General features: G+C 64.4%; 10 protein-coding genes. 7 read left to right on the top strand and 3 right to left on the bottom strand.

The annotated features are described in order from the left end of the window. Positions 1–15: 15 nt before the first annotated feature. Positions 16–1,263, bottom strand: a complete 1,248-nt coding sequence (locus WB785_RS08305) for a sulfotransferase family protein (protein WP_424078392.1) — start codon at positions 1,261–1,263, stop codon at positions 16–18. A 28-nt stretch (positions 1,264–1,291) separates the two neighbouring features. On the opposite strand from WB785_RS08305, the gene WB785_RS08300 reads away from it, so the two are divergent. The 4 genes from WB785_RS08300 to WB785_RS08285 all read left to right on the top strand — a co-directional run bounded on the left by WB785_RS08300 (position 1,292) and on the right by WB785_RS08285 (position 5,069). Further along, positions 1,292–1,867 (top strand): TetR/AcrR family transcriptional regulator, encoded by a 576-nt coding sequence (locus tag WB785_RS08300; protein ID WP_424078391.1) that lies wholly within the window; start codon positions 1,292–1,294, stop codon positions 1,865–1,867. Further along, positions 1,864–2,988 carry a DUF1214 domain-containing protein gene (locus WB785_RS08295; protein WP_424078390.1) on the top strand — a complete coding sequence of 375 codons (1,125 nt, stop codon included), beginning with the start codon at positions 1,864–1,866 and terminating at the stop codon, positions 2,986–2,988. The genes WB785_RS08300 and WB785_RS08295 overlap by 4 nt, the downstream gene beginning before the upstream one ends. A gap of 173 nt (positions 2,989–3,161) precedes the next feature. After that, positions 3,162–3,893, top strand: coding sequence for a cutinase family protein (locus WB785_RS08290; RefSeq protein WP_424078389.1), 732 nt, complete (start codon positions 3,162–3,164; stop codon positions 3,891–3,893). 78 nt (positions 3,894–3,971) lie between these two features. Next, on the top strand, positions 3,972–5,069 hold the full coding sequence (locus WB785_RS08285) for a diacylglycerol kinase (protein ID WP_424078388.1): 1,098 nt from the start codon (positions 3,972–3,974) through the stop codon (positions 5,067–5,069). 112 nt (positions 5,070–5,181) lie between these two features. Here WB785_RS08285 and WB785_RS08280 read toward each other — a convergent pair whose 3' ends face one another. Beyond that, positions 5,182–5,418, bottom strand: a complete 237-nt coding sequence (locus WB785_RS08280) for a CsbD family protein (RefSeq protein WP_424078408.1) — start codon at positions 5,416–5,418, stop codon at positions 5,182–5,184. A 168-nt stretch (positions 5,419–5,586) separates the two neighbouring features. On the opposite strand from WB785_RS08280, the gene WB785_RS08275 reads away from it, so the two are divergent. The 3 genes from WB785_RS08275 to WB785_RS08265 are packed head-to-tail and all read left to right on the top strand — an operon-like array spanning position 5,587 to position 11,400. Further along, the gene (locus WB785_RS08275) at positions 5,587–6,669 is read left to right on the top strand and encodes an SDR family oxidoreductase (RefSeq protein ID WP_424078387.1); all 1,083 of its coding nucleotides are present in this window, start codon (positions 5,587–5,589) and stop codon (positions 6,667–6,669) included. Positions 6,670–6,684: 15 nt separating this feature from the next. Next, positions 6,685–8,478, top strand: a complete 1,794-nt coding sequence (locus WB785_RS08270; protein ID WP_424078386.1) for a thiamine pyrophosphate-requiring protein — start codon at positions 6,685–6,687, stop codon at positions 8,476–8,478. A gap of 6 nt (positions 8,479–8,484) precedes the next feature. Continuing rightward, positions 8,485–11,400 (top strand): FAD-binding and (Fe-S)-binding domain-containing protein, encoded by a 2,916-nt coding sequence (locus WB785_RS08265; protein ID WP_424078384.1) that lies wholly within the window; start codon positions 8,485–8,487, stop codon positions 11,398–11,400. On the opposite strand, the gene WB785_RS08260 is transcribed toward WB785_RS08265, so the two are convergent. Next, positions 11,397–13,178: a glycoside hydrolase family 15 protein gene (locus WB785_RS08260; RefSeq protein ID WP_424078406.1), complete on the bottom strand. Its 1,782-nt coding sequence runs from the start codon at positions 13,176–13,178 to the stop codon at positions 11,397–11,399. The two genes, WB785_RS08265 and WB785_RS08260, sit on opposite strands and share 4 nt — an antisense overlap. Between the last annotated feature and the right edge of the window lie 6 nt (positions 13,179–13,184).

The following is a 13,184-nucleotide window of genomic DNA, read 5'->3' as shown; positions in this document are numbered from 1 at the left end:
GAGGTCGTTGGGCCTCTACGCCAAGAAGCGCTCCAGATAGCGGGCGAACCGGTTGCGCAGGTCCTGCTCGTCGAGTCCGAACATTTCGGCCGACGTCACGACCTGGCCCAACCGCCCGCGCTGGTGGGCTAGCAGATAATCGGCCATCGCCGTGCGGGGCCCGTCGGTCAGCGCCTCGCCGGCTAGGTCATACACCCGTTCGGCGACGCCGAGCTCGTCGGCCATGAAGGCGTCGAAGCGGACGTCGATCGACCGCTCCGGCGGAATGATGTCACGGTCGCGCACAAGCGCATCGAGCATCAGTTGCAAACGCTGGACCCACGATGCCGCGATCTCCTGCACCGGCACCGGCGAACAATGCATCCGCGCGCTGTAGGTGAGCATCGCCAGCATGGACAGTGTTACCGGCACAGGGTCGCGGTGGGTGCACACCACGATCGTGCCGGGAAAAACGGCGTTCAACACCGGCAACTGCTCCAGGTGCTGTGGCGACTTCAACAACCAACGGTGGCCGCCGCGAAGAAACTGCAGCGCCTTTAACTGGACGGCCAGGTGTTGGTAGGACGTTGTCTGGTCATGCGTCAGGTAGTAGTCGCGCCACCGCGGCACGTGCCCGAGCGTCTCGAACAGCATCGTGGAGAAGTCATTGGCCAGCAGCTGGATCTCCTCGTGGACATGCTCGGTGGTCATCTCATGCATGAGCGGGAAGTGCGGCATCGCGGCGTTCATGAACTCGACGGCGGCGTCCATGCGCGCTTTTCGCGGATCGGGCTCGATGCCCACCTCGGCGGGGAGCGGAAATGGCTCGACGCTCTCCCAGTACGGGATGGTGCGAAAGGTTGTGGCCGCCGCCAACAAGTTGTGCAGATGAGTGGTGCCGGTGCGGGGCAGGCCCGCGATGACGACCGGCGGCAGCAGCTCGATGTCATGAATCTCAGGGTGTCGCGTCAGCAGATCGTTGAGCAGTAGCCGGTTCTTGAGCCACTGCAATACCTGAGCATGGAAGTTGACGATTCCCGGCCCGTGCAGGCCGCGGATCTCGGACACCGCCGCGAGGTAGACATCGAGGCGCTCCCGGTAATCGTCCGGCCCGAAGTCGGTAAGCCCGGTATCGGCGGCGGCTTTGGCGTGCAGCGCGTCAGCTTCCAGCGGACACTCCGGCGCCATCGCCGTCATGAGGTCGCGGATCGGCTGGATTTGGGGGCTGAAACGCGGCTCGGCAAGGTCGTCCAGGTGCACGAGAACGGCAGCGGCATCGGTCACGGCGACTTATGTTACTCTGAGTTTCGTAATGACGACAGAAATTGGCCGGCCCCGCGATAGGCGCATCGACGGCGCGGTACTGCAGGCCACCGTCGAACTGCTCGCGCAGACCGGCTACGCCGACCTCTCGGTCGACGCGATCGCGCGGCGGGCTGGCACCAGCAAGCCCGCGATCTACCGACGATGGCCCGGCAAGGCGCACCTCGTTCACGAGGCGGTTTTCCCGATCAGCGATGCGACCGCGCTACCCGATACTGGGTCGCTGGCCGGCGACGTGCGCGAGATGGTGCGCCGCACCGCGGAGGTGCTCACCACGCCGGCCGCGCGGGCAGCACTGCCCGGACTCGTCGGTGAAATGGCTGCCGACCTCACCCTGCACTCCGCGCTGCTCGAACGCTTCGGCGACATCCTGTCGCGCGGACTGTCGGATCGCTTGGCCGACGCCGTCGCCCGCGGCGAAGTACGGCCCGACGTCACCGCGGCCGAAATCGTCGAGGTCGTCGCCGGCACCACATTCTTGGCGCTGCTCACCCGCGGGGACGCGCTCGACGATTGCTGGGTCGACCGGACCGCCGCGTTCATAACGAGAGGAATTAGCGCATGACCAAAAGCGAGCACGAGTCCACCGCGGCTTGGAGCGAGCTACTCGAGACCCTGGCCGGACTCGACCGCACCTTTCTCGAGGGCGACCGTGCCGTCACCGACGATCGCCACATCGCCGATGGCTACCGCATGCTCGCCACCACGCTTGGCGTGGCGTTCGACAGTTATCTCTTCGCTGAGCCCAGTCGACCGGTGTTCGTCGCAGTGAATACTCCGTTCCGACGAGATCGTCGATGGGGCGGCGACAACACCGACGCCTACTACTACATGTGCCCGGTCGACCCCAAACGGCGATATCGGATCAGCGGCAACCGCGGCAACAGCGTTTACTTTTCGCTGACCGCCTACAACGAGCCGTCGCCTGGCGCGTGGTCGGACCGCATTGTGGCACTCGTGCGCGACGACGATCTCGAGATCGACAACGCCGGCAACTTCTCGTTTGAACTCGGGCCCACGCCCGACGCAGCGGTTCTGATGACCCGCGACTACCAGGCCGACCCGCTGACCGGTCGCAAGGTCAATTGGCGTATTGAGGCGCTCGACGAACCGAAACCGATTCGGCACGGCGATGCCGAGACCGCCGCCCGGCTACGGGCCAGCGCCATCTGGCTGCGCACGATGTTCGCGATCGTCCCGCTGGCCGTCGGCGCGCGGGTCGACGACGTGCACGCGCTGGGGCACGAGATCGCGCATGCGGCCAATCAATTCGCCGATCCCTATCAGGTCCCGGACGCCAACTTCGGCTGGTCGGCCCGCGACGCCTGTTATTCCTACGGCAGTTTCGTGCTCGACGAGGACGAGGCGCTCGTGATCACCCACCGGCCGCCGCGGTGCAGGTTCTGGAACCTGGTCGTGTGGAACCAATTCATGGCCACCCACGGCGTCACCGATGCGCGCAGCTCGGTCAACGGCCACAGCGCGGTGCTCAACTCAGACGGGTCGGCGACGATCGTCATCTCTCGCGGTATGACCGCGCACCCGAATTCCCTGACCACACTTGACTATCCCCGTGGCAACCTCGCGTTCCGGTGGTTTCTCGCCGACGAGGTCCCGGCGCGGCCGGAAGTGCGGCTGGTGAAGCTGTCGGAGGTGCCGACGAACGTCGACGCACTATCGGGTTGAATCACTCTGCGCCACGGGCCAACTGACGGCCACGCTTGCAGCAGCCACGCGCTGCTGCTTTCATCCGGTGTTAACTGCTGTTCAGGAGCGTTTCGGCAGCCGCTATTTCTGCCAGGAAATTCTTGGTTTGGAGCCGCATGTGCGAGGGAACCTTTTGCGGCATGATTGGCGATATGCATCGTTTCTTGGGTCTTCCGGTACTAGCAGCGTTGAGCTTCGGCATTCCTGTCGCTGCCGCTCCCCCCGCATCCGCCGCGGGTTGTCCTGACACCGAAGTGGTGTTCGCCCGCGGTACCGGCGAGGAACCCGGTCTTGGCCCGACCGGACAGGCATTTGTCGATTCCCTGCGCGCGCGCCTGGGCGGAAAGTCGATGGACGTCTATCCGGTGAACTACCCGGCCAGCGAACAGTGGTCGACCGGAATCGACGGTATTCGAGACGCCGGCACTCATGTTGTCTCCGAGGCGTCAGCCTGCCCCAACACCAAGATGGTGCTCGGCGGTTACTCCCAAGGCGCAGCCGTGATGGGCTTCGTCACCTCGCCTGCCGTCCCGGATTCGATACCACCTGACGTCGATCCGGCGACTCTCCCCAAACCGCTGGACCCGGCCGTAGCGAACCACGTCGCCGCGGTCGTGCTGTTCGGAGCACCGAATGTGAGAGCTATGGAGTTTCTCGGCCAGCCCAAGGTTGTCATCGGCCCGCTGTATCAGGCCAAGACCATCCAGGTGTGTGCCGTTGAGGACCCGATTTGCTCGGAGGGAATGAACTTCGCCGCGCACGATTCTTACGCAGACGACGGGAGCGTCATTTCCCAAGGAGTGGACTTCGCCGTCAGCCACCTCGGTGCGGGTGGCAGTACACCCGCGCCCGCGGCTTCTCCGCACCAAGGCTTCGGAGCCTGACGTCCACGCATAACCGTCGCCCGCCCTGGACTAGCGTCTAGAAAGTCTGTCGCTCGCATCCAGGGACGGAGGACACCCATGGCGATCCGTGTCGCCCATGTCGGCACCGGAAACGTCGGTCGTCTGGCGTTGACCGAGCTGGTCACCAATCCGCAATTCGAACTGACCGGGCTGTGCGTCTCTTCGCCGGAGAAAGTCGGCAAGGACGCCGGGGAACTCGCCGGGGTCGATGTGTCCACCGGAATCGCGGCGGTCAACGACCTTGATGCCGTGCTCGCTACCCGGCCGGAATGTGTCGTGTACTGCGCGATGGGTGACACCCGCCTCCCGGAGGCGATGAAGGACGTGATGCACATCCTCGCCACGGGCAGCAACGTCGTCGGATCGTCGCCGGGAATGTTGCAGTATCCGTGGGGCGTGATGCCAGACAAATACATCGCCCGCGTTGAAGATGCTGCGCGGCAAGGTAACTCAAGCCTCTTCATCAATGGTGTCGACCCGGGATTCATCAACGACCTGATGCCGTTCGTCCTCGCCAGCACCTGTCAGCAAGTCGAGCAGGTGCGCTGCATGGAGATCGCCGACTACGCGACCTACGACGGCGCCGAGGTCATGCACTACATGGGATTCGGCAGACCCCTCGACGACGTGCCGATGCTGCTGCTACCCGGCGTGCTCAGCATCGCCTGGGGCGCTGCGATCCGTCAGCTCGCAGCGGGGCTGGGAATCGAGCTGGACGAGATCACCGAGTCCCACAAGCGCGAACCGGCGCCGCAAGACTTCGACGTCGCGGTGGGACGCATCGCCAAGGGGACCATGGCCGCTCTGCAGTTCGAGATCCGCGGCATGGTCAACGGCCACCCCGCGATCGTCGTCGAGCACGTGACCCGGTTGCGAGAAGACCTGCGACCCGACTGGGCGCAACCCGCCCAGCCCGGCGGCTCGTATCGGGTGCAGATCGTCGGCGAGCCGTCCTACACCATGGACATCTGCCCGAGTAGCCCCAAGGGCGATCACAACCACGCGGCGATCGTCGCCGCGGCGGGCCGCATCGTCAACGCCATCCCGGCGGTGGTCGCGGCGCCGCCCGGTATCCGGACGACGCTAGATCTGCCGCTGGTCACCGGGAGCGGCCTCTATGCGCCCTCGGACTACGCTCTCCTGCACCGAGATTGACGGTAGCGCCGAGTTACCGCCGGTTTTCGGCGCTGGCGTCGATCTCGGCGCAGTGAACTTTGTTGCTAGGCAGGCTATGTCGGGAGCCCGCGAGCTCCCGCAGCGACCTAGGTTATTGCTCGCGCTTCTCCCGCTCTTCGGCGGCCGCTGCCGCGCCGCGCGCCGCCTCCGCCTTGGCTTCTTTGCGGGCCGCATCACGCTGGGCTTCCGCTTTGTCCTGCTGGGCTCTACCCTCCCGGACTACGTCATCACGGCCAGCAAGCGATCCCGCAACCTCCTTGGCTTTGCCTTTGACGCCCTCGACGACGCCTTTGACGGCTTCGTGCGGCCCGCTCTTGTTGTCCCCCATTGAATTCATCTGCCTTTCGGTGGTTGTTGAGTTCGCAACACCGGCAGGCCTTCCCGTCGCGGCAACACCTCAAACACCCGGCGGCGCACATCACGTCGCACCCGGCCCGATTTGACCGCTGTGAACTGCCTGTGAACAGGAGTAACGCCATAAATTGCGGGTATCTCGATGAGCGTGGGAAGTGTCAAGGCTGCCCATCGGGGGCAGGTTGTGATGGTCACTGGGGCCAGCGGCGGGATCGGACGTGCCACAGCGAAAGCATTTGGGGCCCGCGGTGCACACGTCGGCCTCGTGGCGCGCGGCGAGAAAGGGCTCGCCGGTGCGGCGCAGGATGTCGAAGCTGCCGGCGGCAAGGCCTGCGTGATACCTACCGATGTTGCTGACCCGGAGCAGTGCGAGGCGGCCGCTGAGGAACTCGAGCGTGCCTTCGGACCCGTCGACGTGTGGGTGAACGTCGCCTTCACGTCGGTGTTCGCCCCGTTTTCGGAGATCACGCCCGCTGAGTTCCGGCGTGTCACCGAGGTGACCTATCTCGGCTACGTCTACGCCACCATGGCGGCGCTACGGCGGATGAAGCCCCGAAACACCGGCACCGTCGTACAGGTTGGCTCCGCGCTCGGCTACCGGGGAATCCCGCTGCAAAGTGCCTACTGCGGAGCCAAACACGCGATTCAGGGATTTCACGAGGCGCTGCGCTGCGAGCTGCTGCATGAGCGCAGCAAGGTCCACGTCACGCTGGTGACGATGCCCGCGGTCAACACCCCGCAGTTTTCCTGGGTGCTATCCAGGTTGCCGAAGCAGGCCCAGCCAGTTCCGCCGATCTACCAGCCCGAGGTCGCCGCGCGGGCGGTGCTGTATGCGGCGGATCATCCTCGCCGCCGCGAGTACTGGGTGGGTGGCAGCACGGCAGGCACGTTGGCCGCCAACGCCATTGCGCCCGGTCTGTTAGATCGCTACCTTGCCCGCACGGGCTTCGACTCACAGCAGACCGAAGATGAAAGACCGCCCGACCAGCCGGCGAATTTGTGGGAACCCGCCGACGGTCATAACGGCGAAGACTACGGGGCCCGAGGCATTTTCGGCGACCAATCCAGCAATCGCAGCATCCAACTATGGGCCTCGCAGCACCACGGACTTCTCGGCGGCGCGGCAGCTGCACTTGCCGCCGGGGCGGGAGTCGCCGCACAACAGCTGCGCCGATGGCGCCGACGACGCGGTGCGGCCGAACTTAGCAACGTTGAAAATCCATGATCAGGAGGAAAATCCATGTCCAAGCAAGAAGTCAGCGACTACCTACTCGAGCGGCTGCGGGCATGGGATGTAAAGCATGTCTTCGGGTATCCCGGCGACGGGATCAACGGAATCCTTGCCGCGTTCGGGCGAGCAGACAATCAACCGATGTTCATTCAATCGCGCCACGAGGAGATGAGCGCGTTCGAAGCGGTCGGATACGCCAAGTTCAGTAACCGTGTCGGCATTTGTATGGCGACGTCGGGGCCGGGCGCGATCCATCTGCTGAACGGTCTTTACGACGCCAAGCTCGACCACGTGCCGGTGGTGGCCATCGTCGGGCAGACCAACCGCAGCGCCATGGGCGGGTCGTACCAACAAGAGGTCGACCTGATGAGCCTGTTCAAGGACGTCGCCAGTGACTACGTCCAAATGGTTACCGTGCCAGAGCAATTGCCCAATGTGCTCGATCGCGCTATCCGGGTGGCGTTGGCACAACGCGTGCCGACGGCGCTGATCATCCCGTCCGATGTACAGGAATTGCCGTATTCGCCGCCGACTCATGCGTTCAAGATGGTGCCGTCCAGCCTGGGCATCGAGTGGCCGGCTATCGCACCCGACGACGCAGCGATTGCCCGCGCCGCCGACATCCTCAACGAAGGCAAACGGGTGGCGATGCTGGTGGGCAATGGCGCGCGCGGAGCGCGCAAAGAACTCACCGAAGTTGCCGACCTACTCGGCGCTGGAGCAGCCAAGGCGCTGCTGGGTAAGGATGTGCTGTCCGATGAATTGCCTTGGGTGACAGGGTCGATCGGCCTACTGGGCACCCGGCCCAGCTACGAGATGATGCGCGACTGCGACACGCTGCTGACAGTGGGATCAAGCTTCCCCTACACCCAGTTCATGCCGGAATTCGGGCAGTGCCGCTCGGTGCAGATCGACATCGACGGACGGTTCATCGGGATGCGCTACCCCTACGAGATCAACCTTGTCGCAGATGCCAAGGCCGCGTTGCGGGCCCTCATTCCGCTGCTGAAGCGCAAGGAGGACAGGTCGTGGCGGGAAGGCATCGAGAAAACTGTCGCACGGTGGTGGCAAACCATGGACAAGGAGGCAATGGTTGCCACCGACCCCGTCAACCCATTGCGGCTGTTCTCCGAACTCTCGCGCCAGCTGCCCGACAATGCCATCGTCACAGCCGATTCCGGTTCGGCGGCCAACTGGTATGCACGCAACTTGCGGTTCCGCGGTGACATTCGCGGCTCGCTGTCGGGCACCCTGGCCACCATGGGACCCGGTGTGCCGTATGGCATCGGAGCCAAATTCGCCCAACCGGACCGGCCGGTCATCGTGTTCAGCGGTGACGGTGCTATGCAGATGAACGGCATGGCCGAGCTGATCACCGTCAAGCGATATTGGCGGGAGTGGGATGATCCGCGCCTGATTGTGGCGATCCTGCACAACAACGACCTCAACCAAGTCACCTGGGAGATGCGCGCTATGGCCGGCGCGCCGAAATTCGCTGAATCGCAAAACCTTCCCGACGTTGACTTTGCCTCGTTTGCCGCCGGACTCGGGCTTAACGCGTCGTCGGTCAAGGATCCCGAGGAACTCGCGGATGTTTGGCGTGACGCCTTGTCCGCCGACCGTCCCACCGTCCTGGACGTCTACACCGATCCCGACATGCCTCCGATCCCGCCGCACGCCACCTGGGATCAGTTCAAGGCGGCTACCACCGCCGTGCTGGCTGGCGACGAAGACCGGACCGGCTTTGTCAAGACCGGTCTTAAAACCAAAATGCAAGAGTTCTTGCCGCACAAGAAAAGCTGAGAAATCGTGACTGCGGGCATAACAACAAAACGTCCAAGCTCATCGCCCAGGGTCTACGAGGCGCTCGCAGCCGACTTGCGCGAACGCGTGGACGGAGAAGTGCGCTTCGATCCCGGTTCGCGGGCCACCTACTCCACCGATGCGTCCAACTACCGGCAGGTGCCCATCGGCGTGGTCGTGCCGCATAATCCCCAGGCCGCGGTGGATGCCCTCGCGGTGTGCCGCCAGCACGAGGTGCCCGTGTTATCTCGCGGTGGCGGTACGAGTTTGGCCGGACAGTGCTGTAACGCGGGAGTCGTCATCGACTGGAGCAAGTACTGCACCCGCATCACTTCGATCGACACCGATGCCGGTATCGTCGTCGTTGAGCCGGGCATCAAGCTCGACCAGCTCAACGACGAACTGGACTCGTCGGGCTGGATGGTAGGGCCCAAACCCTCTACCCATGTCAGTTGCACGATCGGCGGAATGATCGGCAACAATTCCTGCGGTGCCAGCGCGCAGGCATACGGCAAGATGGTCGACTCGGTGCGCCGCCTTGAGGTGGTGACGTACGACGGGCTGCGCATGTGGGTCGGCCCGACCGACGACGACAAGCTCGCCGCCATTCTCGACGAAGGTGGGCGTCGCGCCGAAATCTACCGCGGCCTGAAGGCTTTGGCAGAAAAGTACGCCGACGAGATCCGGTCGACATATCCGAACATCCCGCGGCGGGTGTCGGGTTATAACCTCGATTCTTTGTTGCCGGAGAGCGGCTTTCACGTCGCCAAGGCGTTGGTCGGCTCAGAGAGCACGCTGGTTACCGTGTTGCACGCGGAGCTGCAATTGGTGCGCCAGCCGGCGGCGACCGCGCTGGCGGTCTTGGGGTTCGACGACATCGCCTCGGCTGCCGACGCGGTGCCGGCCATCCTGGAACACAATCCCGCGGCGCTGGAGGGTTTGGATCATCGCCTTGTCGAACTGGAGAATTCGCAGCGCCTGGCGCAAAAGGCCCTGCGTCAATTGCCTGATGGCGATGCCTGGCTGATGGTGCAGCTCGACGGCGACGATCAGGACGACGCCGATCGCAAGGCCAAGTCGATGATCGATGCGCTGAAAAAGGTCCCGCACAACGGCGTCACGGTCCTCGATGACCCGGCCCGCGCGAAGGAAGTCTGGTCTGCTCGGGAAGCGGGGCTGGGCGCCACCGCGTACCCGCCCAACGAGCCAGAGACCCACGAGGGCTGGGAGGACGCGGCTGTGCCGCCGGAGCGGCTCGGCGATTACCTGCGCGATTTCCACAAGTTGCTCGACCGCTGCGACTATGGAAGTGCTTCGCTGTACGGGCATTTCGGTCAGGGCTGCGTTCACACCCGTATCCCATTCGACTTGCGCAACGCCGAAGGCATCGCCAAATACCGTTCGTTCGTCGAAGATTCGGCGCGGCTGGTGGTGGCGTACGGCGGCTCGCTGTCTGGCGAGCACGGCGACGGCCAGTCCCGCGGCGAGCTGTTGCCGATCATGTTCGGCGAACGGATGGTCGGAGCGTTCGAACAGACCAAGGCCCTGTTCGACCCGCATAACCGGATGAACACCGGCAAGGTGGTGCACCCTTACCGGCTCGACGAAAATCTCCGCTTCGGCGCGGGCTACCGGCCGGCCGAACCCGCGACGATGTTCGCCTATCCCGACGACGGCCACAAGTTCTCCCACGCGGCCGCGCGCTGCGTCGGGGTCGGCAAGTGCCGCGGCCACGAATCCGGCGTGATGTGCCCCAGCTACCGGGCCACCGGCGAGGAAGAGCACTCCACCCGGGGGCGGGCGCGGCTGCTGTTCGAAATGGTGCAAGGTGACGTGATCACCGACGGGTGGCGCTCTTCCGAGGTCCACGATGCGCTCGACCTCTGCTTGGCCTGCAAGGGTTGTCGCAGTGACTGCCCCGTCGACGTCGACATGGCCACATACAAGGCAGAGTTCTTGTTCCATCACTATCGGCGGCGGCTGCGGCCGATGGCGCACTACTCGATGGGCTGGATACCGTTGTGGGCGCGGCTGGCCGCGGTCATGCCCGGACTGCTCAACACCGTCACGCATACCCGCGGACTTTCGACACTGGTGAAGAAGGCAGGCGGGATCGACGTCCATCGCGAGATGCCGAACTTCGCTGACGAGCGGTTCACCACCTGGTTCCATCACCGGCGGTCGGCGGCTAAGCCGGCGCCGCGCGGGCAGGTGCTGCTTTGGCCGGACACCTTCGTCAACAATTTCGACCCGGAGGTCGGCAAAGCCGCTGTCGCGGTGCTGGAGTCGGCGGGATTCGCTGTCGAAGTTCCGCGCCAGACCGTGTGCTGCGGCCTGACCTGGATCTCCACCGGCCAGCTCAAGACCGCCAAACGGGTTCTGCGCCGCACACTTACGACGCTACGGCCGGCGCTGCGGACCAGCACGCCAGTGGTGTTGTTGGAGCCCAGCTGCGCTGCGGTGTTTCGATCAGATTTGCCCGAATTGCTCTACGGCGACGAGGACGCGCACCGGTTGGCCAAGCAAACTTACACCCTTGGAGAGGTATTGGCGGACAAGGCCCCTGGCTGGCAGCCGCCTCACATCGACGCCGAGGCGGTAGTCCAGCAGCATTGCCACCAGCACGCGATACTGGGCTACAGCGATGATCGGCAGCTGCTTGTTGATGCGGGTGTCGAGCCCGATGTCCTCGACGCCGGATGTTGCGGTTTGGCAGGTAATTTCGGCTTCGAGAAGGGACATTACAACGTCTCGGTAGCCTGCGCTGAGGACAAACTGATGCCTGCACTGCGCAAGGCCGATCCCGATGCGCTGGTCCTTGCCGACGGGTTCAGCTGCCGCACCCAAATCCGGGAGCTCTCACCCGATCACCAGCCGATGCACATCGCACAGGTCATCGCCGCTGCCCTGCGACACGCCTAACCGATTTCTCCGATTTCCGCACCGCCCGGCTCGGTTAGGCGATGCGCCGTCTCGAACATCAGCGCATGCACGAAGGCCTGCGGCAGGTTGCCGCGCAGTTGGCGCTGCATCACATCGTACTCCTCGGTGAACAGGCCAGGGGGACCGCAGGCCGTGCGGTTGCGCTCGAACCAGCGTACGGCGGCCAGGTGGTTACCCTGTTGATGATCGGCCAGCGCCATCACGAATCCGCAGAGCAAAAAAGCACCTTCAGCTTCGCCCAGTGGACGCTGGTCCGGCCGGAATCGGTACACGAATCCGTCCTGACTCAATTCGGCCCGGACGGTTTCGAGAGTGGCGACGGTGCGTGGATCATTTGGCGGGATTGCACCGCGGATCGACGGCAATAACAACGCCGCGTCGACCCGTGAATCACCAGGCGCCCGTTGCCATCTGCCTGATGGGTGTAAGCAGTCGCCGTCGGTATCGGTAACCAGCAGATCGGCTAGATGCTGCCATTCGCTGCCCTGAGGTGGTGGCGCCACCGCGCTAATGGCCCGCAACCCGGCAGCGCTCATCAGCCGAGAATGTGCCCAGCGGTGGTTGTCTAATTCCCAAATACCGGCGTCAGGCTCCCGCCACCTCTTTTCGATTGCGTCCACGGCGATCTGGACCGCCTGCCAGTGGTTCAGGTCCATCCGGTCCAGGCGGGCGGCAGCAGCAAAGAGCAGTAGTGCTTCGCCGTATGCGTCGAGTTGGAATTGGTCGGTTACCCAGTTGCCCAGCTTGTCGGCGGCGCCACCCGGGTAGCCCGGCAGGTCCAAATCGCGCTCTTCTGGCACCGTCCCGCCTGCGGCCGAGTAGGCGGGTTTTAGCGCGGGCCCGTCGGCAAGGATGCGTTCGCTGACGTAGCGCACCGCGTCGTCGAGCAGCGGGTGGGCACCGGCGGCAGCAACAGCCTGCCCCGCATAGCACTGATCCCGGATCCAGCAATACCGGTAGTCGTAGTTGCGGCCCTGCTTCGCGCGTTCCGGTAGCGACATGGTCGCAGCGGCGACCATCCCGCCGGTACTGCTGGTCAAGCCGCGAAGCACCGCGTAGGAGGCTCGGACATCCACGTCCGCCAAGGTGGCGGAAAATTCCGGCACCGACTGATACCAGGCATTTTCGGTGCTTCGCCAGCCATCGTCGGGACGCACTGTCTGCGCACTCAACTCGCGGTCGGACAGTTCCAAGACCAAATCGTGGTCACTGCCGGGTGCGATGTCCAGGACCGCCTCCAGCCGCCCGTCGTCGCACCGCCGCGCGTGCAACCCTCCGGTCCAGCGGAAGCGTAGCTTGCCGGACCGCCCAGTCCATACTTCGTCGTCGCACGAAAGGTCGCTCATCGGCTCGGATCCGTAGCCGGAACGGACGTCGAGCGTGATCCGCACCCGGGCCGGATGATCCAGTGCACGGATGCGCCGCAGCACTACCGCGGTGTGCGGATTCCCCGGAAATACCAGTGCCTCGCGGCTTTCCACAATCGCGTCGTTGGTTACCCACCGGGACCGCCAGATCAACGACCGTCCCTCGTAGTATCCGCCCCAAACGAATCGCGGTTCGTCCGGCGAAACCGCGTAGATGCCGCGACCGCCTAGCAGTGAATTGAAGACCGCAGCGCTGTCCCAGTGCGGCAAGCACATCCAGCAGAAGTCGCCGCGTGGGCCAACCAGGATCCCCCGCTCCCCGTCCGCGAGCAAGGCGTATTGCCGCAGCACGTGCGGCGGAAACTGCTCGGCAACTCCGTTAGCTACCACCAAGCG

The organism is Mycobacterium sp., from assembly GCF_049585075.1.
Taxonomy (GTDB): Bacteria; Actinomycetota; Actinomycetes; order Mycobacteriales; family Mycobacteriaceae; genus Mycobacterium.
This window is presented reverse-complemented; position numbering and strand designations above follow the sequence as displayed.

Excerpts from the sequence above, each read along its gene's own strand:
- WB785_RS08280 (WP_424078408.1), bottom strand. The coding sequence starts at position 5,418 with ATGGGGGACAACAAGAGCGGGCCGCACGAAGCCGTCAAAGGCGTCGTC.
- WB785_RS08295 (WP_424078390.1), top strand. The coding sequence starts at position 1,864 with ATGACCAAAAGCGAGCACGAGTCCACCGCGGCTTGGAGCGAGCTACTC.
- WB785_RS08270 (WP_424078386.1), top strand. The coding sequence starts at position 6,685 with ATGTCCAAGCAAGAAGTCAGCGACTACCTACTCGAGCGGCTGCGGGCA.
- WB785_RS08300 (WP_424078391.1), top strand. The coding sequence starts at position 1,292 with ATGACGACAGAAATTGGCCGGCCCCGCGATAGGCGCATCGACGGCGCG.
- WB785_RS08285 (WP_424078388.1), top strand. The coding sequence starts at position 3,972 with ATGGCGATCCGTGTCGCCCATGTCGGCACCGGAAACGTCGGTCGTCTG.
- WB785_RS08275 (WP_424078387.1), top strand. The coding sequence starts at position 5,587 with ATGAGCGTGGGAAGTGTCAAGGCTGCCCATCGGGGGCAGGTTGTGATG.
- WB785_RS08290 (WP_424078389.1), top strand. The coding sequence starts at position 3,162 with ATGCATCGTTTCTTGGGTCTTCCGGTACTAGCAGCGTTGAGCTTCGGC.